This window comes from Pseudarthrobacter sp. N5 (assembly GCF_050157035.1).
GTDB lineage: Bacteria > Actinomycetota > Actinomycetes > Actinomycetales > Micrococcaceae > Arthrobacter.
This window is the reverse complement of the sequence record NZ_CP189593.1, coordinates 1,970,865-1,995,778: the sequence shown is the minus strand read 5'-3', so window position 1 is coordinate 1,995,778 and position 24,914 is coordinate 1,970,865. Positions and strand designations below refer to the sequence as shown.

21 protein-coding genes are annotated in these 24,914 nt (G+C 63.2%); 6 read left to right on the top strand and 15 right to left on the bottom strand.

Translation table 11 applies throughout. The features are described 5' to 3' along the window. Nucleotides 1-12: 12 nt before the first annotated feature. From ACQCST_RS09595 to ACQCST_RS09570, 6 genes are all read right to left on the bottom strand, one after another. Complete coding sequence (locus ACQCST_RS09595; RefSeq protein ID WP_426999028.1) at nt 13-573, bottom strand: hypothetical protein; 561 nt, start codon at nt 571-573, stop codon at nt 13-15. Next, on the bottom strand, nt 570-1,115 hold the full coding sequence (locus tag ACQCST_RS09590) for a DUF402 domain-containing protein (RefSeq protein WP_426999027.1): 546 nt from the start codon (nt 1,113-1,115) through the stop codon (nt 570-572). Before ACQCST_RS09590 ends, ACQCST_RS09595 begins: the two co-directional genes overlap by 4 nt. Next, nucleotides 1,112-3,085 carry a 1-deoxy-D-xylulose-5-phosphate synthase gene (gene dxs, locus ACQCST_RS09585; RefSeq protein WP_426999026.1) on the bottom strand — a complete coding sequence of 658 codons (1,974 nt, stop codon included), beginning with the start codon at nt 3,083-3,085 and terminating at the stop codon, nt 1,112-1,114. Before dxs ends, ACQCST_RS09590 begins: the two co-directional genes overlap by 4 nt. A gap of 172 nt (nt 3,086-3,257) precedes the next feature. Then, on the bottom strand, nt 3,258-6,098 hold the full coding sequence (acnA, locus tag ACQCST_RS09580; RefSeq protein WP_426999025.1) for an aconitate hydratase AcnA: 2,841 nt from the start codon (nt 6,096-6,098) through the stop codon (nt 3,258-3,260). Nucleotides 6,099-6,221: 123 nt separating this feature from the next. Beyond that, on the bottom strand, nt 6,222-7,640 hold the full coding sequence (locus ACQCST_RS09575; RefSeq protein WP_426999024.1) for a class I SAM-dependent RNA methyltransferase: 1,419 nt from the start codon (nt 7,638-7,640) through the stop codon (nt 6,222-6,224). After that, nucleotides 7,637-9,613, bottom strand: coding sequence for an APC family permease (locus ACQCST_RS09570; RefSeq protein WP_426999023.1), 1,977 nt, complete (start codon nt 9,611-9,613; stop codon nt 7,637-7,639). The genes ACQCST_RS09575 and ACQCST_RS09570 overlap by 4 nt, the downstream gene beginning before the upstream one ends. Before the next feature lie 121 nt (nt 9,614-9,734). Between ACQCST_RS09570 and ACQCST_RS09565 the strand changes: the two genes are divergently transcribed. Then, the gene (locus ACQCST_RS09565) at nt 9,735-10,409 is read left to right on the top strand and encodes a potassium channel family protein (RefSeq protein WP_426999022.1); all 675 of its coding nucleotides are present in this window, start codon (nt 9,735-9,737) and stop codon (nt 10,407-10,409) included. Then, nucleotides 10,406-11,167, top strand: a complete 762-nt coding sequence (locus ACQCST_RS09560; protein ID WP_426999021.1) for a potassium channel family protein — start codon at nt 10,406-10,408, stop codon at nt 11,165-11,167. Before ACQCST_RS09565 ends, ACQCST_RS09560 begins: the two co-directional genes overlap by 4 nt. On the opposite strand, the gene ACQCST_RS09555 is transcribed toward ACQCST_RS09560, so the two are convergent. The 4 genes from ACQCST_RS09555 to dut form a co-directional block, all read right to left on the bottom strand. Continuing rightward, nucleotides 11,134-11,883, bottom strand: coding sequence for a DUF3159 domain-containing protein (locus tag ACQCST_RS09555; RefSeq protein WP_426999020.1), 750 nt, complete (start codon nt 11,881-11,883; stop codon nt 11,134-11,136). The two genes, ACQCST_RS09560 and ACQCST_RS09555, sit on opposite strands and share 34 nt — an antisense overlap. Further along, nucleotides 11,880-12,236, bottom strand: coding sequence for a hypothetical protein (locus ACQCST_RS09550; RefSeq protein ID WP_426999133.1), 357 nt, complete (start codon nt 12,234-12,236; stop codon nt 11,880-11,882). Before ACQCST_RS09550 ends, ACQCST_RS09555 begins: the two co-directional genes overlap by 4 nt. 28 nt (nt 12,237-12,264) lie before the next feature. Continuing rightward, nucleotides 12,265-12,996, bottom strand: coding sequence for a DUF3710 domain-containing protein (locus ACQCST_RS09545; RefSeq protein WP_426999019.1), 732 nt, complete (start codon nt 12,994-12,996; stop codon nt 12,265-12,267). A 116-nt stretch (nt 12,997-13,112) separates the two neighbouring features. Beyond that, nucleotides 13,113-13,655, bottom strand: coding sequence for a dUTP diphosphatase (gene dut, locus ACQCST_RS09540; protein WP_426999018.1), 543 nt, complete (start codon nt 13,653-13,655; stop codon nt 13,113-13,115). Nucleotides 13,656-13,751: 96 nt separating this feature from the next. On the opposite strand from dut, the gene ACQCST_RS09535 reads away from it, so the two are divergent. Continuing rightward, a complete protein-coding gene (locus ACQCST_RS09535) occupies nt 13,752-14,237 on the top strand; it encodes a DUF3093 domain-containing protein (RefSeq protein ID WP_426999017.1) in 486 nt (161 codons plus the stop codon). Nucleotides 14,238-14,269: 32 nt separating this feature from the next. Here the strand turns inward: ACQCST_RS09535 and ACQCST_RS09530 are convergent, their stop codons facing one another. Then, entirely contained in the window at nt 14,270-14,569 is a 300-nt protein-coding gene (locus ACQCST_RS09530; RefSeq protein WP_426999016.1) for a DUF4193 domain-containing protein, read from the bottom strand. 286 nt (nt 14,570-14,855) lie between these two features. Between ACQCST_RS09530 and sepH the strand changes: the two genes are divergently transcribed. Continuing rightward, complete coding sequence (gene sepH, locus ACQCST_RS09525; RefSeq protein WP_426999015.1) at nt 14,856-16,229, top strand: septation protein SepH; 1,374 nt, start codon at nt 14,856-14,858, stop codon at nt 16,227-16,229. Nucleotides 16,230-16,259: 30 nt separating this feature from the next. Here the strand turns inward: sepH and ACQCST_RS09520 are convergent, their stop codons facing one another. The 4 genes from ACQCST_RS09520 to ACQCST_RS09505 are packed head-to-tail and all read right to left on the bottom strand — an operon-like array spanning nt 16,260 to nt 21,727. Continuing rightward, nucleotides 16,260-16,994, bottom strand: a complete 735-nt coding sequence (locus ACQCST_RS09520; protein ID WP_426999014.1) for a thymidine kinase — start codon at nt 16,992-16,994, stop codon at nt 16,260-16,262. After that, nucleotides 16,987-18,234 (bottom strand): alkaline phosphatase family protein, encoded by a 1,248-nt coding sequence (locus tag ACQCST_RS09515; protein ID WP_426999013.1) that lies wholly within the window; start codon nt 18,232-18,234, stop codon nt 16,987-16,989. The genes ACQCST_RS09520 and ACQCST_RS09515 overlap by 8 nt, the downstream gene beginning before the upstream one ends. A gap of 1 nt (nt 18,235) precedes the next feature. After that, entirely contained in the window at nt 18,236-18,979 is a 744-nt protein-coding gene (locus ACQCST_RS09510; RefSeq protein ID WP_426999012.1) for a DUF5998 family protein, read from the bottom strand. A gap of 42 nt (nt 18,980-19,021) precedes the next feature. After that, the gene (locus ACQCST_RS09505; protein WP_426999011.1) at nt 19,022-21,727 is read right to left on the bottom strand and encodes a GNAT family N-acetyltransferase; all 2,706 of its coding nucleotides are present in this window, start codon (nt 21,725-21,727) and stop codon (nt 19,022-19,024) included. Between the two features lie 54 nt (nt 21,728-21,781). Between ACQCST_RS09505 and ACQCST_RS09500 the strand changes: the two genes are divergently transcribed. Together ACQCST_RS09500 and ACQCST_RS09495 are read left to right on the top strand one after the other, a co-directional pair. Then, nucleotides 21,782-24,298 (top strand): DNA gyrase/topoisomerase IV subunit A, encoded by a 2,517-nt coding sequence (locus ACQCST_RS09500; RefSeq protein ID WP_426999010.1) that lies wholly within the window; start codon nt 21,782-21,784, stop codon nt 24,296-24,298. Between the two features lie 19 nt (nt 24,299-24,317). Next, nucleotides 24,318-24,836, top strand: coding sequence for a DinB family protein (locus ACQCST_RS09495; protein ID WP_426999009.1), 519 nt, complete (start codon nt 24,318-24,320; stop codon nt 24,834-24,836). The last annotated feature ends 78 nt before the right edge of the window (nt 24,837-24,914 follow it).

Genomic DNA, 24,914 nt, shown 5'->3' with positions numbered 1-24,914 from the left:
GATTCAGCCCGCCTAGAGGGTGAAGCTGTTCGCCGGCTTGGCGGAGTGCTTCAGCTTGAAGGATCCAGGATCGCTGAAGGGCGCTGCGCCGATGCTGAGCTTGGTGAAGTCCAGATCCTCCCCGCGGACGCAGACCTTGATGGCATTGACGGCCTTGCTGACATCCGGGCAGAGGCAGAAGATATTGAGCTTCGCGTCGCTGAATTCAGAGCGGTCCACAATGCCCAGCCCACGCCACGCCAGGTGGCTGATGAGGGCGTCCTTTGCCTTCTCTTCCAGATAGCGGTCGCGGTCAGTGCCGTCCTTGGTTTTGAGGGCGTACTGGGCAACCACCCAGAACTGCTCTTCGTCCGGGATCTCAGCGTAGCCGTCCTCCGCGCACTGAGCAGCAAAGGCCTCCATCAGGCTTTCCGCAGCCGCTGCGCCGGCAACATCGGTCTCGTCTGTTTTGCTCTGGTGCCCCACCACGCCGTAGTTCATCACAAACTGGCTGTAGTCCTCGTCAAACCAGGCTTCCCTGAACTGGAGGACCCCTTCGTCATCATGTTTATAGACCCGGATAATTCCGCTCATGCCCGTCCTTTCCTGAACCATTCGCGGTCAGTGCCGTCGAACGGTGCGTCTTGTGCCTGTACGGCCTGATACAGCTGATCGGAGGCTGACTGGATGCTGTGCACTACGTCAGCCGGGTAGTTCATCTGGAGCCGGTGCTCGGCAAACTCGTCCTCGTCGTCCACGAAGACGCCACGCCTTACCGAGCGAATCACATCCAGATCCATGTCGATCATGTGGAACTCAGTGACTCCCGGCCGGATGGGCTTCCACTCGTGACCGGTGGCGAGGTCGACGTAGATCCTGAAGTCCCCCGGATATGTGTCGTCGTAGAACGTGGCAACGTACTCCCCTGTTCGTGGCACCAGCCATACGTTGTCTGACTCCGTATGAAACGCAGCTCCGGGCCGGGAGCAGAACTCATGCGTTCCCTGGAAGAACCACCAGCCATGCTGGTCCTCGCCCAGATAGCGGCCGGGCACCACCCAGTGCGCTTTTCCGTTCCATTTTCGGTTCCGGGCCACCACCAGATCACCTGGCGTCAGATTTTCCGGTTCCCTCACAGAATCGGCAGACTGCCGGTGCTGGGGTGTTCCTGTCCCGGGAGGGGACGGGCGAAAGGCACCTTGGTCCCCAGAACCTGGGCAACGACGTCGTGCGTTATCTGCTGGGCAGTCAGCCCAACACGTTCCATGACCTGGCTGCGCGTGCCGTGATCAAGGAACTCCACGGGCAGCCCCACTTCGTTCAGCGCTGTATCCACTCCGGCGGACCGCATTTCCTGCCGGATCCTGGATCCGACGCCGCCTGCGCGGACGCCGTCTTCGATGCAGATGACCAGCCGGTGGTGCGAAGCCAGCGCGATGATGGACCTGCGCACCGGCAAAACCCAGCGAGGGTCCACCACGGTGGTACTGATGCCCTGCGCGCCGAGCCTGTTGGAGACGTCGAGGGCGAGCTCGGACATGACGCCCACACTAACGATCAGGACGTCATTTTCGGTGGAACCCGAGGGACGCCTCGCCAGCACGTCAACGCCGTCACTGAGCCGTTCCAAGGCCTCAACTTCGGCACCGACATTGCCTTTGGAGTAGCGGACCACGCTCGGCGCATCCTCGATGGCCACGGCCTCGCGCAGCTCCTCCCGAAGACGGGTGGCGTCGCGTGGCGCAGCCAGATGCAGGCCGGGGACGATCTGCACCATGGACATGTCCCACATGCCGTGGTGGCTTGCGCCATCCGGACCGGTGACACCCGCCCGGTCCAGAACGATGGTGACACCGGCCTTGTGCAGAGCCACATCCATCAGGAGCTGGTCGAAAGCCCGGTTGAGGAAGGTGGCATAGATGGCCACAACGGGATGCAGGCCGCCGAAGGCCATGCCGGCCGCGGATGTCAGGGCGTGCTGTTCGGCGATGCCGACGTCAATCACACGCTCGGGATGGCGGGCGGCGAACTTGTGCAGGCCCACCGGAATAAGCATGGCGCCGGTAATGCCCACGATGTCGGGCCGTTCGTCGGCAATAGCGGCGATCTCGTCAGCAAAAACAGAGGTCCACGACTGTGCTCCGGTGCCCTCAGCCGGCTCGCCGGTCTCCGGGTCAATGATGCCGACGGCGTGGAACTGGTCCGCCTCGTGGGCCCGGGCCGGGGCGTAACCGTGGCCCTTTTCGGTCATGGCGTGGACAATGACCGGTCCGGCGTAGTTTTTCGCGGTTGAAAGCGCATGCTCCATGGCCTGGATATTGTGTCCGTCCACCGGGCCAATGTACTTCATGCCGAGGTCCTCAAACATGCCCTGCGGCGCCCACCAGTCCTTGATGCCCTTCTTCATGGCGTGCAGGCTCTTATAGGTGAACTGGCCCAACGGGCCGCCGTTCTGCAGCTTATTCTTCCACCAGTCCAGCGTGCCTTCGTAGGCGGGCGCGGCCCGGAATGAATCGATGGTGGGCCGCAGGGAAGCAAGATAGTCCGCGAATCCGCCCACGGTCGGGGCGTAGGACCGGCCGTTGTCATTAACAACAATCACCACGCGCCGGTGTTTGTCTGCCGCGATGTTGTTGATGGCTTCCCATGCCATGCCGCCGGTCAGGGCGCCGTCGCCCACCACGGCAATCACATAGCGGTCGGCGTCGCCGGTCAGCTGCCGGGCCCGGGAAATTCCGTCCGCCCAGGAAAGCGATGATGAGGCGTGAGAGCTTTCCACGATGTCGTGCTGCGACTCCGTCCGTGCCGGGTAACCGGACATTCCGCCCTGCTGGCGCAGGGTGCTGAAATCCTGGCGTCCAGTAAGCAGCTTGTGTACGTAGGACTGGTGCCCGGTGTCAAAAACGATGCTGTCCCTGGGGGAATCAAAGATGCGGTGCACCGACATGGTCAGCTCCACCACGCCAAGATTGGGCCCCAAGTGTCCACCTGTCTGGGAAACGTTGCTGATCAGGAAACTCCTGATCTCCGCTGCCAGCTGTTCCAGCTGCGCGGCGGATAACTTGCTCAGGTCCTGCGGATTCCGGATAGTGTCCAAGATTCCCAACGGCCCCTCCTTCGGGTGGTAGGCGTGCCTTTTAACTCTAACTCCTCGGCTATTGGGCCACGGCCGCGGGCCGCCGGGGCGGCCAGCAAGAAGGCTCCGGCCGGTCGGTGACCGGCCGGAGCCTTCTCGGGGTAAACAGGCACCTGCCGTGGCAGGAGTCCCGGCAGTTCCGCTAGTTTGCGGAGATCTGACGCAGGACGTACTGCAGAATGCCGCCGTTGCGGTAGTAGTCTGCTTCGCCCGGTGTATCGATGCGGAGCACGGCATCAAACGACTTCGCCGTGCCGTCTTCAGCCGTTGCGGTGACCTTCAGCGTCTTTGGCGTCGTGCCGTTGTTCAGCTCGGTGACACCCTCGACGGCGTAGACTTCCGTACCTGTCAGGCCCAGGGTGGCGGCGGACTCGCCGGCCGGGTACTGCAGGGGCAGGACACCCATGCCGATTAGGTTGGAGCGGTGGATGCGCTCGTAGCTCTCCGCCACCACGGCCTTGACGCCAAGCAGCGCTGTGCCCTTGGCAGCCCAGTCACGGGACGAACCGGAACCGTACTCCTTGCCTGCCAGGACCACTAGCGGGGTGCCGGCTGCCTGGTAGTTCTGCGCCGCATCGTAGACATAAGCCTGTGGGCCGTCAGTCTGGGTGAAGTCGCGGGTGAAGCCGCCTTCAACACCGGCACCGTCGTTGAAGCCGGCCAGGAGCTGGTTCTTGATGCGGATGTTGGCGAAGGTGCCACGGATCATGACTTCATGGTTGCCGCGGCGTGAGCCGTAGGAGTTGAAGTCCTTGCGCTCCACGCCTTTGGCCAGGAGGTACTGGCCTGCCGGGGTATCGGACTTAAAGGAGCCTGCCGGGGAGATGTGGTCAGTGGTGACCGAATCTCCCAGAGTCAGCAGCACGCGGGCACCGGAGATGTCGGAGACAGGTTCCGGCCGTGCTTTCATGCCCTCGAAATACGGGGGCTTCCGTACATAGGTTGAGTTGGGGTCCCATGCGAAGGTGTCGCCGGCCGGGGTATCAAGGGCCTTCCAGCGGTCATCGCCGTCGAAGACACCCTCATAACCGCGGGCGAACATTTCCTTGTCGATCGAGGAATCGATGACCTGCTGGACCTCGACCGGGTTCGGCCAGATGTCCTTCAGGAGGACGTCGTTCCCGGCCTCATCCTGACCCAGAGAGTCGGTGTCGAAATCGAAGTCCATAGATCCGGCCAGGGCGTAGGCGATGACCAGCGGCGGCGAAGCCAGGTAGTTCATCTTGACATCCGGGTTGATGCGGCCCTCGAAGTTGCGGTTTCCGGAGAGAACGGCGGTCACGGAAAGATCGTTAGCCTGGATGGCCTCGGAGATTTCAGCTTCCAGCGGTCCGGAGTTGCCGATGCAGGTGGCGCAGCCGTAGCCCACAATGTAGAAGCCCAGCTTCTCCAGATATGGGGTCAGTCCGGACTTCTCGTAATAGTCCGTGACCACCTTGGAACCCGGAGCCACGGAGGTTTTGACCCACGGCTTGGCAGTCAGGCCCTTGTTGACGGCGTTGCGGGCCAGAAGCGCCGCAGCCAGCATCACAGAAGGGTTGGATGTGTTGGTGCAGGACGTGATGGACGCAATGGACACAGCGCCGTGGTCGAGTTCGAACTCACGGCCGTCTTCCATCTTGATGTGCACCGGCTGCGACGGACGTCCGTGGGCGCCGTTGGCTGCGGAGACCACACGCTCGATTTCCGTGGTGTGGGAATCTGCGTGCGTGAACGACGGTGAATCAGAGGCCGGGAATGATTCGTCCAGGGACTCATCAACACTGCCGGCGTCGAGGCTGACGTAGTTGTGGATGTCCTTGCGGAACTGTTCCTTGGCGTCCGTGAGCTCGATGCGGTCCTGAGGACGCTTCGGGCCGGAGATGGACGGAACAACTGTGGAGAGGTCCAGTTCGAGGTACTCGGAGAACCTGATCGTCCGCGAAGGATCGTGCCAGAGGCCCTGTTCCTTCGCATAGGACTCCACGAGTGCCACATTCTCGTCCGTGCGGCCGGTGAGGCGCAGGTATTCCAGTGTGACGTCGTCAATCGGGAACATTGCAGCTGTGGAACCGAATTCCGGGCTCATGTTGCCGATCGTGGCACGGTTGGCCAGCGGCACTGCGGCAACACCTTCGCCGTAGAACTCCACAAACTTGCCCACGACTCCGTGCTTACGCAGCTGCTCCGTGATGGTGAGGACAACGTCGGTGGCCGTTGCACCGGGCGGGATGGACCCGGTCAGCTTGAAGCCCACAACACGCGGGATCAGCATGGATACCGGCTGGCCGAGCATTGCGGCCTCGGCTTCGATGCCGCCGACGCCCCATCCGAGAACGCCCATACCGTTGACCATGGTGGTGTGTGAATCGGTGCCGACGCAGGTGTCCGGGTAGGCACGCAGGACTGTGCCGGTTTCGGTGGCAATCTCGCGGGTCATCACGGTGCGGGCCAGGTACTCGATGTTCACCTGGTGCACGATGCCGGTTCCCGGGGGAACAACCTTGAAGTCGTCGAAGGCGGTCTGGCCCCAGCGCAGGAACTGGTAACGCTCGCCGTTTCGCTGGTACTCGATCTCCATGTTGCGCTCCAGTGCGCCGGAGTTTCCGAAGACATCGATCTGTACGGAGTGGTCAATCACCATTTCGGCGGGAGCCAGCGGGTTGACCCTCTTCGGGTCACCGCCGAGCTCCTTTACTGCCTCGCGCATGGTTGCAAGGTCAACCACGCAGGGAACGCCGGTGAAGTCCTGCATGATCACACGTGCGGGTGTGAACTGGATTTCAGTGTCGGGCTGGGCATTTGGATCCCACCCTGCCAAAGCGCGGACGTGATCGGCCGTGATATTGGCGCCGTCCTCGGTCCTCAACAGGTTTTCAAGCAATACCTTGAGGCTGAACGGAAGGTTTTCTGAACCTTCAACGGAGTTCAACCGGAAAATTTCGTATTCGGTTCCGGCTACATTAAGTTTGCCTTTTGAACCGAAGCTGTCCACTGTGCTCATCGCAGGACTCCTCTCGCAACAGTTTCATCTTTGTCGCGCGGTTGGCGGCTTACTAGTTAGGTAAACCTAACTAGTGCAGTTCAAGCAAGCTGCCTTCACCAGGCTGACCTTGGGGACAGCCCTTTACCCGGCGCGATGTGGGACGACTACGCTCATCCTAGTGCCATCCGGCGCGGGGCAGAGCAACGCTACCGTCTCCAGATGGTGGGTGTGGGGGTACAGGTCAAAAGCCCGAAGCCCCGCGAGAGACCAGCCACCCTGCTGGAAGTAGCCAAGGTCCCGGGCGAACGACGCCGGATCGCAGGATACGTAGGCTATGGCCCGGGGCCTGGCGTCAATCAGCTGTTTGACCACGGCTTTTCCTGCACCGGCCCGCGGCGGGTCCAGCACCAGCGAATCGAAGTTACGCGGCCGCTGGCGCAGAACACGCTCGACACGTCCCTGGATGATTTCCACCTGTGGCGCCCCATGAAGGTTCTTCCGGGCATCGCGGCTGGTTCCCGGTGCGCCCTCAACGGAAAGCACCGAACCGGTGGCGCCTACTGCGTCCGCCAGCGGAGCAGTAAACAAGCCGGCGCCGGCGTACATGTCAGCAACCACGCCGCCTGGCTCGAGGAAGCCGCCGTTGTGCAGGAAACCGGTGACGGCCCCCACGAGGGTATCCGGAGCCTCGCGGTGGATCTGCCAGAAACCCGCACCCGTCACCCTGTAGTCGTGGCCGGCAGCGGATTCGTGTACCCAGGTACGCCCTCTGAGCTGCAGCACCTCAGCCGTGAGCGGATCCAGGCTCGCCACGGAGATGTCCGCCGGGAGCTGGGCAAGGATTGCGCTGATTCTCTTGGCCCTGGTTCCGGGAACCGGGACCAGGAGCAGCAACGGACGCGAGCCGTTGGAAGGTGCCGCGACCTCCACGCGTTCGATGCCCTGGAGATCTATGTCCCAGAGCCGCAACTCATTGATGGCATCCACTGCGAGTGGCATTTCCCTTACCGGAATGATCTCGTCGGACCGGTGAGCATGCATGCCCAGCCGGCCACCCGCGGTGACCGCAAAGCCGGTGCGCGTCCGCCACCTCAGGCCACCGCCGCCGTCGTGGTTTCCCCTTGTATCTGTGACAGTTGCGGCGCCTTCCACGGCCTCCACCTCAGTGGAAAGTTCGACGCCGGCCAGGCGATGGAGCTGTTCGGCCAGGACCTCCCCTTTGAGGCTCCGCTGGCGGCCCAGCGAGATGTGTCCAAGCTCGGCACCGCCCACCGGCGGGTGCCCGTGGGGCCACGAACGAAGCGAATCAGCCGCGTGCCAGAAGTGGTCCACGCGGTCCGGGGATGGTTCAAGGACTTCCACGACGTCGGCCCGCCAGAATTTGGCAGACTCCCCCGCATCGGTCAACCTGATTCGTGCCTTTTCACCGGGTATGCCGTGCCGGACAAACACCACCCGGCCTTCGTGCCGGGCCACACAGTGGCCGCCGTGGGCCACCGGACCGATCTCCACAGACAGCTCCGTGGCGGCATGGGCGGTGGTCTGTGTTTCTGGGCTCATTGGATATCCTGCAGGTTCTTGGCTTCTTCGGAGGATTTAAGCTGCCACGGAACACTGGCAACCATAACGCCGGGCTCGAAGTGGAGCCTGGTTTTGATTCGGAGCGCAGTCTGGTTATGCACCAGCTGCTCCCACCATTTGCCCACCACGTACTCGGGGATATAGACCACGATCAGATCCCGCGGCGAGTCCCGCCGCATGTTTTTGACATAGTCCATGATGGGGGTGATGGTCTCCCGGTAGTGGCTCGCAAGGACCGTTAGCGGTACCGGTATTTCAAGCTTTTCCCAGTCTGCCACCGTGTGGGCTGTCTCCTCGGCATTGATGTCCACGGTGATGGCATCCAGCCGGGAAGGCCTGGAGGCTCGGGCGTAGGCCAAGGCGCGCAGTACCGGCTTGCGGACATGGGAGACCAGCAACACTGCATGGACGCGGGACGGCAGTGCCCGTGGCGAAGAGTCCTCATCCACAGCCAGTTCCTTGGCCACGTTGTCGTAATGGGCCCTGATGCTCCACATCATGAGGAACAGCCCAAACATGGCGAGCAACGCGATCCAGGCACCCTGCCCGAACTTGGTGATGAGCACAATGACCAGCACCAATGCCGTCATTCCGAAGCCGATCGTATTGATGGTGCGTGACTTGATCATCCGCAGGCGTTGGGTCTTGTCCTTGGCGAGCTTGAGCTCCCGGCCCCAATGCCGGATCATGCCCAGCTGGCTCATGGTGAAGGAGATAAACACACCCACAATGTAGAGCTGGATGAGCTTGGTGACGTCGGCATTGAACGCGATAATCAGCACCAGCGCACCGGCGGCCAGCGCCAGGACACCGTTGCTGAAGGCGAGCCTGTCTCCCCTGGTGCGAAGCTGCCGGGGGAGGTAGCCGTCCTGGGCAAGAATTGAGCCAAGCACCGGAAAGCCGTTGAACGCGGTATTCGAGGCGAAAATCAGGATGACGCCGGTGGCCGCCACCACGAGGTAGAACGGTATGGAACCGGCCCCGAAGATGGTTTGCGCGATCTGGCTGATGGCCGGGTTCTGGATGTAGTCCTGAGGCAGCGGCTTGCCGTCCAGCAGGAACTCCCTCGCCGGGTCCAGCACAATATGCACCTTGGTGGCATTGGCCAGGTAGATGATTCCGGCCAGCATCGCTGCGGCTATGACACCGAGCAGCAACAACGTGGTGGCGGCATTCTTGCTCTTGGGTTTTTGGAAGTTGGGGACCCCGTTGCTGATCGCCTCAACGCCCGTCAGTGCGGCAGCGCCCGAGGAGAAAGCCCGGAGAAGCAGGAATGCTCCTGCCAGGCCCACGAGTCCCTCGTCATAGCCCTCTTCCGGGACAATGGTGAAGGCAGCCGATGGGGCTTCACCGAGCTGCCCGGTGGCGGCCTGGAAGATCCCTACCGCAGTCATGCCCAGGATGGACGCCATGAAAATGTAGGTTGGGACGGCGAATACACTTCCCGCTTCCTTGATTCCGCGCAGGTTAACCAGTGCCAGCAGCACCACTCCGATGGTGGCGATCAAGGCCTGCTGACCATGAAGGGACGGCACGGCCGTGGTCAGGTAGGCGGCGGCGGAAGACATCGACACCGCCACGGTGAGGACATAATCCACCAGCAGGGCGGAAGCCACGGTAAGGCCGGCATATTTACCCAGGTTCACATTCGCGATCTCGTAATCGCCGCCGCCTGAAGGGTAGGCATGAACGTTCTGCCTGTACGACGCAACGACAGTGAGCAACACCACCATGACCGCCAGTCCCACCCAAGGCGAAAAGGCAACGGCACTGACTCCTGCGAGAGCCAGAGTCAGCAGGATTTCATCGGGCGCATAGGCTACCGAGGAGAGGGCATCGGAGGCGAAGATCGGGAGCGCAATCCGCTTGGGCAGCAGGGTATGGGCCAGCCGGTCGTTACGGAAGGGCCGCCCTACCAGCACCCGCTTCACGGCATTCAGAATTGTCAGCACTCCACAAAGCTAGTCTGATTCGACGGCTATGTCATGACGGTATCCGGGCGGCAGTAATCCTGCGCCGTGCCGGTAGAGTCTTACCCAGCAGCAACACGCGTAGAAGTTTGAGGAGGACCGGTTGGCGCACTTCGTGATCATGGGTTGCGGCCGGGTGGGGGCAACCCTGGCGCATACCCTTGAGGATGCAGGCCATTCAGTGGCCATCATTGATCAGGATGAGCGGGCGTTCCGCCGGCTCCGGCCCGGCTTCAGCGGCCGGAAAGTCACCGGTGTCGGTTTCGACCGGGAAACCCTGAAGCAGGCAGGCGTGGCCGAGGCCTATGCGTTCGCCGCAGTATCCAGCGGCGATAATTCCAATATTCTGGCCACCCGCGTTGCCCGCGAAACTTTCCACGTCCCGCACGTGGTAGCCAGAATTTATGATCCCGGCCGAGCCGAGATCTACCAGCGTCTGGGGATTCCCACGGTTGCTGCGGTGCGCTGGAGCGCGGATCAGGTACTGCGGCGCATTCTTCCGGAGCAGCACCTCACGGGCGATTTCCGTGAACCGTCCGGACGGCTTGTACTAGCCGAAGTAGACCTCGATCCCGGCTGGTTCGGGCACCGGATCAGCGCGATCGAAAAGGCGGCCGACATCCGCATTGCGTACCTGACGCGTTTCGGCGAAGGGCTCCTTCCCGGACCGGGTACTGCCTACCAGGAAGGCGATACCGTCCACGCCATGTTGCGGGTGGAGCGCAGCTCTGAAGTCGCCCAGGTTCTGGCCAAAGCACCAGCCAAGGAGTCCCAGTGAAAGTGGTTATTGTCGGCGCAGGTAGCGTTGGTTCCTCGATTGCCCGCGAGCTGCTGGCACACAAACACGAAATTCTGCTCATCGATCTGAAGCCTGAGGTCATTGGCCGCAGTGGCCTGCGGGGCGCCCATTGGCTGGTTGGTGACGCCTGTGAGCTCAGCACGCTCCAGGATGCAAAGCTCGAGGATGCCGAAGTGGTGGTCTCAGCCACCGGCGATGACAAAGTCAATCTTGTGGTGTCACTGCTTGCCAAAACGGAATTCGGCGTCGGCCGCACCGTGGGGCGCGTCAACAATCCCAAGAATGACTGGATGTTCAACGATTCCTGGGGAGTCGACGTCGCGGTTAACACACCCCAGCTGATGACTGCCTTGGTGGAGGAAGCCGTGGAAATCGGCGACCTCGTCCGGCTTCTCACCCTTCAGACCGGTGTCTCGTCCCTGGTCGAGTTCACCGTACCTCATGACTCTCATGTTATTGGGCTCACCGTGGGAGACATTGACTGGCCTGAAGATTCCACTTTGGTGGCCATCCTGCGGGATCAGGCCCCTATTACGCCGAGCCGCGATGACGTGATCGATGGCGGCGACGAACTGTTCTTTGTCACCACAATTGCCGCAGAAGACCAGCTGAGGGCGTTGCTGTCCCCCGAGTCCGAGGATTCCAGCGGCGACGATGCCGACGGCGTCCCGGTTCCGGAGGGCAGCGGCAACAGCCGCCCGGATCAGACCACCGGGGATGACGGCTTCGACGGCTGAACCGCTGGGCCAGGGCGGGTGACCAGCCAGGCCGTCCACAGGCCGAGGATGTATAACGGGGCACCCATGATCAGGCGAGTGGTGGCCAGGCCGGCAAGTCCGTCTTCGCCCATAAAATACAGCGGAAGCTGCACCAGTAGCCGGAGGGCAAGCACTACGACAATAATCCAGGTGCCCAGCCGGTAGGCCCTCACTCTCAGGGGATCCTTGCGCCATTCAAGCCCCTCGTTCCGGATAAATCCGAAGAGCAGGCCGGCCACCGGCCATTTCACGGCAATGGAAATCACCATGGCCAGGATGTATGCGCCATTGGTGAAAAACCCCGGAACGTAAAAATCCTCGGCCTTGCCCGTCGTGTTAGCCAGCCAGGCCGAAATACCGACCCCCACAATTCCTGCCAGCGCTTGTGTGAGCGGACGACGCTGGATCAGGCGGACGGCGGTGAACAACGCAGCTGCGGCCAGCGCTGCGGCCAGCGACCATGTCAGCTCACGTGTGACCGTGAAGCTGATCAGAAAAACGAGCCCGGGCAGAATGCTCTCGGCGATCCCTTGCACTCCGCCTGCACTCTTCAGGACATCGATCCGGCCGTCATGGGTGCGGTGCAGCCCCGCCTTTGCCGCGTAGCCTTCGGCCAGCGCAGCTACTGAAACGGGCTCCTTCGGGTTCTCCGGTTTCGGCGTCCCGGCGGAGTCCGGGGTGTCGGGCAGCGTCATTCGTTCTCCTGGCGGGACAGTATCTCGTAGCGTGGATTGAAAATGGTGGGCAGTCCCTCATCCAAGGTCAGCATTCCCTCGAGGCGAAGTTCCGTTCCGGCCTGGATGCCGGGAACCCGTCGCCGCCCAAGCCAGATGACACGCAAGCGGTCGCGGCGGCCGGACACGGCTCGGCGGCGCACCGATGCGGGCGTACCGGGGATCACCTCAGCCGGAGCCCCTCGCCGGTACTCTTCCGTGTCTGTGACGATCGCGGTAAATGCGGCTATCTGGTCAGCCGGCATGTAGGTCACCGATTCGATCATTCCGTGGCACAGCACGCGGCCGCGTTCCGGGAGCCGGCTGACCGGCATCGCCGGCAGCTTGGCGGCGCTTGTCGATTCAGCCAATCTGGGTGATCTCCGGCCCGCGTTCCGGCTGCTGAAATTCCGGAGCTCCCTGAGGGGCTGTTCCGGTGGCGTCCTTGGGAAGCCGCAGCTGCAGAAGGTCACGTGGCGGCATGGGACTGTCTCCCCGGATCACCACAATCTGGCGGAACAGCTCCTCAAGCCGGGCAGCGGCGTCGCGGTCCAAGGCTGCGTCTCCACCGAAGACTCCGCGGAGGAACCAGCGTGGACCATCGACGCCGATAAAGCGTGCCACCCGGTATCCCCGGCTGCCGTCTGCCGCGCCGGCGGGCAGCTTGGCCACCAGTTCGGTGCCGAAACCACCGTGGATCTCCTCGACCTGTCCGCCTTGGCTTCCCACCGACTGTCCGATCTGTTCCCGGATCTCGTCCCACAGGCCTTCGGACTTGGGCGCAGCGAAGGCCTGCAGTTGCAGGCTTGACCCGTTGAGGTCCATTGTGACGGCAACAACGCGCTGGGTGGCTTCTTCAACCTCCAGCCTCAGCTGCAGTCCTTCACAAGGCGCAATAAGGAGCGCGCCGAGATCCACATACCCGTCCCGGTTCTCGATCTCGGAATCGTCGAAAGGTCCGGTGGCATGCAGTTCTTTGCCTTCAGCAGTACCGTCAGCGGATTCGTCGGCGTTGTCAGCCGCAGCGGACTCCAGGGTCTCCCCCGTCGCTGCCTCCTCGTCCTTCTTGGCTCTCCTGCCACGCCCAAAAACCATCGGGTTGTCTCCTTCGTTGTGATCGTGCCGCGCCGGTCCTCACAGGACAGGCGTGGGGTCTGCAGCGCGTTGCTAAAGTCTGCCGCCGGCGGAAGCGCGGTAGCCGGGGCGTCGTCTCAGCCGACGGGTGCAGTAAAGCCACCGGTGGATCCGAAGCCACCTGCCCCGCGAACCGAGTCGCTCAATTCGCTGACAGCCACGAACTGCGCGTATTCCACGCGCTGGATGACCATCTGGGCAATTCTATCGCCGCGCCGGAGTTCAATGGCCTGGTGGCGGTCTGTATTGAGCAGAGTCACCGAAATTTCGCCCCGGTAGCCGGCATCCACCGTTCCGGGGGCGTTGACCACGGTCAGCCCGTGTTTGGTGGCAAGTCCGGATCTCGGGTGGATGAGAGCCACAAAACCGTCAGGCAGGGCAATGGAAACACCGGTGGGAACCAGCCGCCGCTCGCCGGGTTCCAGCAGCAGGTCCTCACGGGCGCGAAGGTCTGCTCCGGCGTCGCCGGGGTGGGCATACGACGGAACTTCCAAACCGTCGTCGAGCATTTTCAGCTGAACCTGGAGCGTGGGGGCACCGTAGTTCATCGGCCCAGTGACGGCGATGTCCTCGGTGGTGTCCTGCGGTGGTGTTTTTACGGCCGTTCTTTGGTCAGTCACAGTCACTCATTCTAACGCCAGGGGACGAATTCGGCCTAGCTGCCGGCGGCCGGAGCCCAAGATGAAATACCCGCGGAAAAGTGGAAAGCTGGGGGTATGTCCGAATCAAGTGCAGCCATGCCTGCCCATAACAGCTCATCCCCCGGAACCGCTGAACTTTTCAGCGAAAAGCTGTGGCCCACCATCTGGATCTGGGTGATCGCGGCAGGCCTTGCCGGTGCGGGAATTCTGGTGTTCGCACCCATCAGCATGGCAGCGGGATACACGGCGGCGGCCGTGCTTTTCGCCATCATGGCCGTTATGTTGGTCCTGTCCACTCCCACCATCACCGTCACCGCTGAAACCCTCCAGGTAGGGCGGGCCAGCATCGAGCGCAGGTTCGTCGGCGCGGCAACGTCCTTCCGCACCAAGGAAGCAAGCGCTGAGCGGGGCACCCGGCTGCACGGTCTGGCATTTCTGTGCATCCGTGGCTGGATCGATCCGGTCGTAAGGATTGAAATCACAGATCCTTCGGACCGCACCCCTTACTGGCTCGCGTCCTCACGGCGGCCTGAAGAGCTGGTGGACGCACTCTCGCGGTAGCCGGTTCCGGCCCGCTGCGAACCTCTCACCAGTCAGCCCTCGCAGTCCCTGCAGTACAGCAGACCGCCGGCTTCGCGGGCAATCTGCGAACGGTGGCGAACCAGGAAACACGAGGCACAGGTAAATTCATCAGCTTGGGCAGGCATCACGTGGACCAGCAGTTCCTCGCCGGAGAGATCGGCTCCGGGTAATTCATAACCCTCAGCCAGGTCAGTCTCGTCCTCTTCCACCACTGCGGTTGGTTTGTCGGCGCGGCGGGACTTGAGCTCCTCAATCGAATCCTCATTGAGGTCCTCTTCTGACTTCCTCGGCGCATCGTAGTCTGTCGCCATTTTCTGTTATCCACACTCCGTAGTTGATCAGTGGATGATTCATCCTAGATAACGCCGGCCACGGTCAGTTTGTGCCCGATTGCGGCACATCATGCCCTAAGCCACGATAAATAGCCAGACCTTGGCGGAACTCATTTTCAGGCCAAGTGACGAGTCAGGTAGCGAGTCAGGGAACGAGTGGAGGGAAAGTCCCGGAATATCGCGGCGCGCCCTCCACCTTAACCCGAAAAAGTGCTGCCGGGTGGCAGAGTTTCGATTGATAGTAATGCCAGGGTGGAGGATTTGTATGCAGGATCTACGGCTTGTAGGCGTCCACGACGACGGAAATCACCTTCTGTTGAGTGGTGCCGGCGGCGAGATGTTCCAGCTGCCGATCGATGACGCATTGCGGGCGGCCAGCAGGCACCCCGTGAAAGCTAGGGGCAGCGCAGGTGCTGCCGTTGCCATGTCGCCACGCGACATCCAGGCGAGAATCCGCAGCGGCGCGACGGCGGCCGAGGTGGCCGATCTTTCGGGCCTGCCGCTGGCCAAGGTTGAGCGTTACGAGGGTCCGGTGCTGGCCGAGCGCGAGTACGTGGCCCAGCAGGCCAGGAAGGTGGAGGTAGCCTCCCCGGCCCCAGGACATGACAGCTACCGTTCGGCCTTCGGAGACAACCCGGCGTCCCTCGCCGATATGGTTGCCCACCGGCTCACTGCCCACGGGATTGAATCCTCCTCTGTGGAGTGGGACTCCTGGCGCCGGCCGGACGGTACCTGGACAGTAGTAGCCCGTTTCGAAGCGAAGCAGGACGGCCAGCCCGGTATCGGCGAGGAACCTCCAGCCATGTGGACGTTTAGCCCCTCACGGAAGTCGCTTCAGAACGCCAACCGCTGGGCACAGCAGCTCAGTGAACTCGAGCCGCTGGATGGGCCGCTTCCGGCACGCCGGTTGTCGGCCGTTTCGGACCGGCCCTTTGATTTCGAGACTGATGCCGAGGCTGCCGCAGCCCGCAATGGTGGAGCACAGAACGGTACATCCGGTAAGGGGAAAGACTCGGACGGCTTACTCGATATGCTGCGTTCGCGCCGAGGACAGCGCCTGGGTGTTGATGAAGATGGTGATGACGCGCTGGCGCTGCTGCTGACCAACGGGGTCCCGGCAGCACACCCCCGGCCAGCCGAGGTTGCCGCCGAACCGGATGCTGAGTCCTCGGCCTCCGGTCACGGCCGGGGAGACTCCGGAGAAACGGATGGGCCAGCAGCCCGCACCGATCCTCTCACCCGCACCAGCGATGCCCGGCCCTCGATGCTGTCGCGGTTGAGCCTGATACCCAGGCATCATGATGACGACGACGATCCCCTGAAACTTCACGACGGCGTCAGTACGGAAACACGGGAAATCACCATTCTTGCCTCGCCGCTTCACTCCGCGGGTGCAGCTGGTCCGGCCCGTCCGGCTGGTCCCGCCACACCCGCTGCAAACGCTGACGACGCCCCCTCCGCAAACGTGGGGCTGGACGAGTTGCTGGGCGGCGGAAGCGCCCGGCGGGGCCCCGATGATCAGGGAACAGCGAACCGTCCTGAACGGGACTCCGGGCTCCCCGAGCGTCAACCATCCAAACCGAAACGTGCCAGTGTCCCCAGCTGGGACGAGATAGTGTTCGGCACCAGAGGCGACTGACAGCAGTCGGCAGGGCTGGCTGGCAAAGGCCTAACCGTCCAGTGCAGGGCCCTGTGGCTGCTGGCCTGAGCCGTCCCAGAGGCAGGCCTCCACTTCGAACGGGAGCAGCTGATCCTGCTGCGCCATGATATTTGCTCCATGGGCCGTCACACGGCGCATGTAGTGCCTCCGGCAAAGAGTCTCGTAGCCCACGGCCCGGTGTCCTTCACCTCCCGCGGCCAGGGAATCGCCGGCCATATCCACGTCGCCCACCACCATCTGGGCACCTTCCATGACCATCACGCCGTCGACGGTCCGGGCGTTGTGGGTGGCCCGGCGGCCGCACCAGCACAATGCCTCGACCTGCAGGACCTGAACCCGGTCGGCCAGCTCGATCAGCCGCTGCGAGCCGGGGAACAGCCGCGTGCGGAAGTCTGCGGTGATCCCGAAAGCGAAAACGTCGACGCCGATCTCGTCCACTACGCGGGCCAGCTGCTCCACCTGGGCAGGTGTATAGAACTGGGCCTCATCACAGATCAGGTAGTCAACGCGCAGCCCCTTCGTCCGGCGGTGCACCACTTCGTCCCAGAAGTCGGTGCTGTCCGCCACTTCGACCGCGTCTGTTTCCAGGCCCAGCCGGCTCGAGATCCGCGAGCCCCCGGCACGGTCGTTGCGGCTGAACCTGACCCCGCCGCGGCCTCTGGCACGGTGGTTGTAATCCATCTGGAGTGCGAGCGTGGACTTGCCGCAGTCCATGGTTCCCGAAAAGAAAATGAGCTCAGCCACGCGCTGGTCTTCTGCCTGCGGCCTGGAAACAAAGCAGGGGCACTTCGCGTTCCGCCTTGGTCAGCGAGCCGTGTTGACCCACAACTTCCAGGGCCGTGGGCCGGACCCTTCGGGTGTCGTAAAACGCCACCGGGTCCCGGGCCGCGATCATGATGTCTCCGATCCGGCGGACGACGGCGGGGCGGACAGCGCCGAACAGACCGGCGGCAACCGCTTCTTCCCGGGTAAACGCCCAGATCCGCTCCCCAAACCGGCTGCGCCACGCGGCCAGCAGGCGGTCGCGGCCCGCGGCGTCACCAGGGGACTCCAGATACAGATGCACCATGCGCGGCTCCCCCGCCGTGTGCCTGACACCCGCTATCAGCTCAGGTTCGGCTGAGTAGTCGATTCTTTGGGCTTCCGGGACATCAAGCATGCCGTGGTCGGCGGTCAGGAGCACCGTGGTTCCGGCAGGCAGCACCGAATGAAGCCTTTTGACCGTGGAGTCCAGTTCCTCGAGCTGGTGCTCCCATTGGGCTGACTGGCTGCCGTGCCGGTGGCCGGCCTTGTCCAGATCATTGACGTAGTAGTACATCAGGGAAGACTCCGCCCCTGCCATGGCTTCAGCGGCGGCAGCGGTCCGGGCGTGGGCTGTAACGGCGGATACAAAGTTGCCGCCCCGCAAGGCGGCCTGTGTCATGGGAGAGGCGCTGAACTGTGGCAGGCTCACAGTGGTGACATCCACATGCCCTGCTGCGCGCTCGAAGACGGTCGAAAACGGCTGCCACTCGAGCGGGTCCACGCCGCCATCCCAATTGCCAAGCATGTTTACTACTTTGTCCTGTCCGGGATCCAGGACGTCATAGCCCACCATGCCGTGCTGCCCGGGCGCCAATCCGGTACCGAGGCTGGCAAGTGAAGATGCGGTGGTGGATGGGAATGCGGAGTCGAGCCACACCGGGACCGCACCCTGCCCGGACTGCATCACGGATCGCAAGAAGGGCGTGTGGGCGGATTTCTGCTTCAGCAGATTCCGGCCCAGGCCGTCTGCCAGCACCACACAGATCCGTCGGGCGGGCGGCAGGTTCAGCCGGTTCTCAAAGCCGGGTACGCCCAGGCTTGCAGCTGCACTGGTGAATACTTCGGCGACAGAGCGGTGCCCGTAGGCAGGCGCCGGCGGCAGTGTGGCGGCGACGGCTGTCACCGCTGTCGCATTTCGTGCGGACGCGGTATATGGGGAGTTCTCGGGGTCCGGCACCATCTCAGCGCTGATGCCCGCGGCTCAGGCGGTTGCCGAACACACCCATCCTCGGACGCGGCTGAAGCACTTGTCCGGTATGGGAGGCCGCAGCTGTAGACCCGGTATTAACCGCGCGCAGTGCACGGGCAAACAACTTGGCATCCTGGACAGCCTGAAGGCCGTCCGCTTCGGCGCTGATACGCAGGAGAATGTCTTCCTGGGCGATGGTTCCGCTGTAGCCATGGTCCGCCTCGCACTGGGGATCCCCGCAGCTGGCCGGACCCATCTCCAGGCGCTGGCCTCCGGACCATGCGATGGACAAGCTCACTTCACGGACAGGATCAGTGGCTTTGTAGTCCTGTGGCTGGGCGTACATGTAGCTGAGTACCACAGAACGGATCTGTGCCACCGGAACTGACTCAGTGGAGATCTGCGCCACGATCTGCTCGCCGGCGTCATCCAGCTGCTGATCATCCACGTGGGTGATCACCAGCATGTCTTCCGTCAGCACCAGCACGGTGATGTGGCGCCTGACCTCAGCACGGTCAAAATGGGTCTCCAGATGAACAAGATGCGCCACACAATCGCGGCCGTCCAGTGCGTCATCCACAACATCGGCGACAAGCCTGGGATAAAAACCTGCCTGCTGAAGGGCTGCTTCAAGGCTCTGGCCCTGGGCGCTGTGGCTGTGCGAACCGGGGTGCTGGGCGGGCTGGTTGTCATTGCCGGGCGTGTGAGGCTTCGAGGTGGGAGGCTGGGAGCTCATTCCCCCATTTTCACAGATCGGCTGGGGACTTGCTAACCGCTGTCAGCTCCGCATGGCACGCCGGGCGCTGTCTGTCCGCTGCGCCGCGTTCGCGATCCGGACGTCGGCCGCCAGGATCGCTACCCCCTGCGGACCGGACAGCACAGGATTGAAGTCCACCAGGGCGATTTCCGGATGATTGTCCTTAAGCCGCGTCAGCCTGGCCGCGAGGTCCTCCAGCGCTACGGTATCCACGGCGGGCAGTCCCTGGTAGCCGAACAATTTGCGGGCGGCCCGCGGACTCCTGATAAATTGCCGGACATCGGTGCCGGTCAGTGGCGGCACCCGGTGCGCCCAGTCGTCGAGCAGATTGACGGCGTCGCCTGCCAGCCCGAAGGACACCACCGGGCCCAGCAGCGGATCTTCAATGGCGCGGAACGTGCAGGCCTGTCCCACCGGGGCCATCGTCTGGACTTCGAGGGCCGGCGAGCCGTACGCTGCCAGGGCGCGGCCCATCTGCAGGATGTTCCGGCGCAGCGAATCGGCATCCTGGATATCCAGACGGACACCTCCCAGATCCAGCCTGTGACGCAATGCCTGGTCCGTGGTTTTCAGGGCCACCGGCCAGCCAAGCCGGCCGGCTGCCGCCACGGCCTCATCTGCAGTCTCAAAGCCTTCCGAGGGTAGGACGGTGATGCCGTAGTGTCCCAGGAGGCTAGCGGCGGCGGCGGTGTCCAGCTGCTGAAGCTGGTCGCCGTGCACATCCACGAGCAGATTCTCAATATCGGCCCGTGCGGCCTCAACATCGCAGCCGTCCGGTTCGACAAACAGTCCCTGGTCCTGTTCCACCCACTGCGAGTACCGCACGACAGCGGCCAGCGCCGCCACGGCGGCCCCGGCGTTGGAAAAGCAGGGCACCAAGGCCCCGCGGCTTCCTGGGTCCTGTTCCGGCGCACTCACCATGCCTTCCACAAAAACAGCAGGATCCAGGATGCCGGAGAAGGCGGCAACCACGGGCTTTCCAGCCGCGGCCGAACATTGCGCAAGGACGCTGACGATGCTATCCACGGTGAGTCCCCTGGCCGGAAGCAAGGCAACCACAACGGCGTGAACGGCCTCTGGCGCCAGCATCTCCAGCAGGCTGCTGCGAAGCGCCGGCAACGCACGGGACATCCCGGCGTCGAGGTCAATGTCCGTCGCAATGCCCACAACTCCAAGACCGTGGGCCGAGGCACTGTCCGCCACCACTTTCCCCAGAGCCCGGGAGTTACTGAAGACGGACAGACCAGGGCCCGCCGGCAGCGGCTGGCTGGCCACGATCTGGGCCACATCCATCAGCTGCTCGATGGTCTCCACCCGGATGACACCGGACTGGCGCAGCATCGCATCCAGGGCGCCCGCGGGCGCCTGGGTGGTCCGCACGGCATGACCAGGGGGCAGCTGCAGGCCCATTGAGTCCGACTTGGCCACAATCACCGGTTTGGTCCGGGCAAGCCTGCGGGCGAGACGGGAGAACTTGCGTGGATTTCCGATCGACTCCAGGTACAGCCCCACGGCAGTGGTGTCGGCGTCGTCTTCCCAGAACTGCATCATGTCGTTGCCCGAGACATCCGCCCGGTTGCCCGCCGACAGGAATGTGGAAATGCCCAGCCGGCGCCGGCTGGACACCGCATAAAGAGCGACGCCGATGGCTGCCGACTGGCTGAACAGTCCCAGTCCGCCCTTGCGGGCGAGGGCCGGGGCCATCGAGGCGTTAAGGGAGACGTCCGGATTGGTGTTGACAATTCCCAGCGATGCCGGACCGATGACGCGCATGCCGTTGGCCCGGGCACGCCTGACCAGCTCGCGCTGGCGGGCCAGGCCGCGCTCGCCGTCCTCCGCAAAACCGGCCGAGGCCACCACCACTCCTTTGACTCCCGCGGCAGCGCAATCGTCAACAACCCTGGCGACTTCCTCATAAGGAACGGCGATGATGGCCAGCTGTACCAGATCCGGGACCTCGGACAGCCGGCCAAAGGAGAGCATTCCGGCCAGTTCCAGGGCCTCCGGATTGATGGCATAAACCGGGCCGGTAAAGCCGCCCTCCACCACGTGTTCCAGGAGCTGGTACCCCACTGTGCCCCACTTCCGGCTGGCCCCGATGACGGCCACGGACGACGGCGCCAGGAGATCCCGCACGCTCCGCGCCTCGGCGCGGTGTTCCCGGGATTCCATCACCTCCCGGGATTTGTCCGTGGGGTCAATGTTGAACTCCAGGCTGACCACGCCATCGTCGAAATGGCGTCTGACGTCGTAGCCGGCGTCGGCAAAGACCATCAGCATCTTGCGGTTCTCCGGCAGGACTTCCGCGCTGAACCGGCTGATACCGTTTTCGCGGGCCGCAGCGGCCAGATGCTCCAGCAGGATGGAGCCGATGCCGCGGCCCTGGTGTGCATCGGCGATGTTGAACGCAACTTCGGCTTCAGCGGGGTCCTCCAGCCGGTCATAGCGGCCGATTCCCATGATCTCGCCGCCGATGGTGATCACCAGCGCCACCCGGTCCCGGTAGTCGACCTCCGTGAACCGCTTCAGCTCCTTGCCGGAGAGCCTCGCCTTAAATGCGAAAAAGCGCATGTAGATGGAATTTTGCGACTGCGCCGTGTGGAACGCCTGCAAGGCGTCCGCATCGGAGGGATGGATGGGCCGCAAATGGGCCGTCCCGCCGTCGCGCAGGACGACATCGGCTTCCCAATATTCCGGATATACGCCGTCCCCGGGCTGATCCACCATAGGCTTAGCCTAGCCAAAAACTTCCGCAGTACTCCTTAAGGATCCACCAGCCCCATGGCCCGCCGCCAAAGTCCCTCCTCTTCCGGGGAAACCAGCCAGGACTTCACCGAGAATATCGTTGACATCGACGTCACTTCCGAGATGGAAGGCTCGTTCCTGGAGTACGCGTATTCGGTGATCTATTCGAGGGCGCTCCCGGACGCCCGTGATGGCCTCAAACCCGTTCAGCGGCGCATTTTGTACATGATGAGCGAAATGGGGCTCCGTCCGGACCGCGGCCATGTGAAGAGTGCGCGCGTGGTGGGCGAAGTGATGGGAAAGCTGCACCCGCACGGCGATACCGCCATCTACGATGCCATGGTACGCATGGCGCAGGACTTCTCGCTGCGGCTCCCGCTGATCGACGGTCACGGCAACTTTGGATCGCTCGACGACGGTCCGGCAGCACCGCGGTACACGGAAGCCCGCCTGGCCGCGGCGGCGCTCACAATGACAGACCACCTCGACGAGGACGTGGTGGACTTCGTCCCCAACTATGACAACCAGCTGACCCAGCCGGACGTACTCCCGGCGGCATTCCCCAATCTTCTGGTCAACGGTGCCACTGGGATCGCTGTCGGCATGGCCACGAACATGGCCCCGCACAATCTGGTGGAGGTTATCTCCGCGGCCCGGCACCTCATTGCCCACCCGGATGCCTCGCTGGAAGACATTATGAGGTTCGTTCCGGGGCCGGACCTTCCCACCGGCGGCAGGATTGTGGGGCTGGGCGGCATCCGCGATGCCTATGCCACCGGGCGCGGGTCCTTCAAGACCCGGGCCAAAGTGGAAGTGGAACAGCTTTCGGCACGCCGGACCGGACTTGTGGTGACCGAGCTGCCGTACATGGTGGGTCCGGAAAAAGTGATCGAGAAGATCAAGGACGCCGTCAACGGCAAGAAGCTGACGGGCATCAGCGACATCGTTGACCTGACCGACCGCAAACATGGACTCCGACTGGTCATTGAGCTGAAAAACGGCTTCAACCCGAATGCAGTGCTGCAGCAGCTCTACCGCTATTCACCCATGGAAGACTCCTTCGGCATCAACAATGTGACGCTGGTGGACGGACAGCCGCAGACTCTGGGTCTGCTGCAGCTTCTCTCCGTCTATGTTGGGCACCGCATCAGCGTGGTGCGCCGCCGGACTGCGTTCCGGCTGGGCAAGAAGAAGGACCGCCAGCATCTGGTGGAAGGTCTGCTGATCGCCATCGTGGACATCGACGAGGTCATCCAGATCATCCGGTCCTCGGACGAGGCTGCAGCCGCCAGGGTACGTCTGATGTCCATCTACGATCTGTCCGAAATCCAGGCGAACCACATACTGGAACTCCGGCTGCGCCAGCTGACCAAATTCTCCCGGATCGAGCTGGAAAAGGAGAGGGAACAGCTCCGTCGGGAAATCGAAGAACTCGAGGCCATTCTGGGGTCTGAGGAACGGCTTCGGGAGCTCGTTTCCGAGGAACTGGCCGTAATAGCGGAGAAGTACGGCACTCCCCGGCGCACCGTCCTGCTGGAATCCGAAGCCGTCTCCCCGACGGTCGCGGCCGCACTGGAAGCGGCGACGGGCGCCGGAGGCAAAGCGGCGCCACTCGCCCTGGAGATTGCCGATGATCCATGCTGGGCCATCCTGACGGTCTCGGGCCAGATCGCCCGTACATCGAACCAGGACAGCCTGGCTGAGTCCGGACCGCGTTCCAAGCACGATGTTTTCCGCTCCGTGGTGAAATCTTCGGCCCGCGGCGAGATTGCTGCCGTGACTTCCCTGGGCCGCATGCTGCGCGTCCAGGTGATGGACATGCCCGTACTGCCGCCGATGTCAGGGCTGCCGAATCTCACCGGCGGTGTCCAGGCCAAGGATTTCATCACCCTGCTGAACGGCGAATCACTGGTGGCATTCGCCCCGTTGGACGAGGTACTGGCCATCGGAACGGCACAAGGTGTCATCAAGCGTGTACAGCCCGAGTACCCGCTTAACCGCGAGGACTGGGAAGTCATCGCACTCAAGGACAAGGACGCTGTGGTGGGCGTTGCACCCGCCGGGTCCGACGACGACGACCTCGTATTCCTGACGCGCCAGGCGCAGCTGCTCCGGTTCAGTGCCGCCAACGTCCGTCCGCAGGGCAGGACAGCCGGCGGCATGGCCGGAATCAAGCTGGCCGCAGGTGATGAGGTGCTGTTCTTCGGGACCGTCGCCCCGGGCGACGATGCCGCCGTCGTCGTGACCATCGCGGGCACCATCGGAGCACTGCCCGGGACCGCTCCGGGCGCCGCCAAGGTGACGGCGATTTCCGAGTACCCCGCCAAGGGTCGTGCTACGGCCGGTGTGCGGGCTCACCGCTTCCTCAAGGGGGAAGACACGCTGCTGCAGGCGTGGGCAGGCCATGGTCCGGCCAAGGCGTCCTCGCTCGCCGGAGTGGCCCGGTCCCTGCCGCAGGAACATGGCAGGCGCGATGGCTCAGGTATTCCGCTGTCCCAGGCCGTGGATGCGATCGGCCCGGCCATGGCGTGGGCTGATCCGGCCGGTGACTGATCCCGCCTAGAATACTGGCATGCCTATCATTCCCGATGACAAAGACTGGACCTGGGTTCTTTCGAGGCAATGCCCCGAATGCGGCTTCGATGCGTCCACAGTGACGCCGGCCACCGTGGCTGGAACGGTGCAGAACATGCTGCCGCGTTGGCGTGCAGTGCTGCGCCGGCCGGATGTGGCCGAACGTCCGGATGAAAGCACCTGGTCAGCGCTGGAGTACGCCTCCCACGTCCGGGACGTCTTCAGCCTCTTTGACCAGAGGCTCAATCTGATGCTGACGGATGACAACGCCCGGTTCGAAAACTGGGACCAGGATCTGACGGCAGTTGAGAAGGACTATGCCAACGCCGATCCGGCGGTGGTCAGTGCCGAGCTGGCGGCCGAGGGCGGGCAGGCTGCTGATTCGTTCGCCGGTGTCCGTGAAGGCGACTGGGGCAGGAAAGGCCTCCGCAGCAACGGTTCGGAGTTCACGGTCCTGACGCTGGCGCAGTACTTCCTCCACGACGTCGTCCATCACCTGCACGACGTGGACGGCTGACGCCCGCAGTTCCTTATCCCAGCAGTTCCTTATCCCAGGCCCCCAGGTCAGTTCAGGAAAGGCAACCGCGCTGCTGTG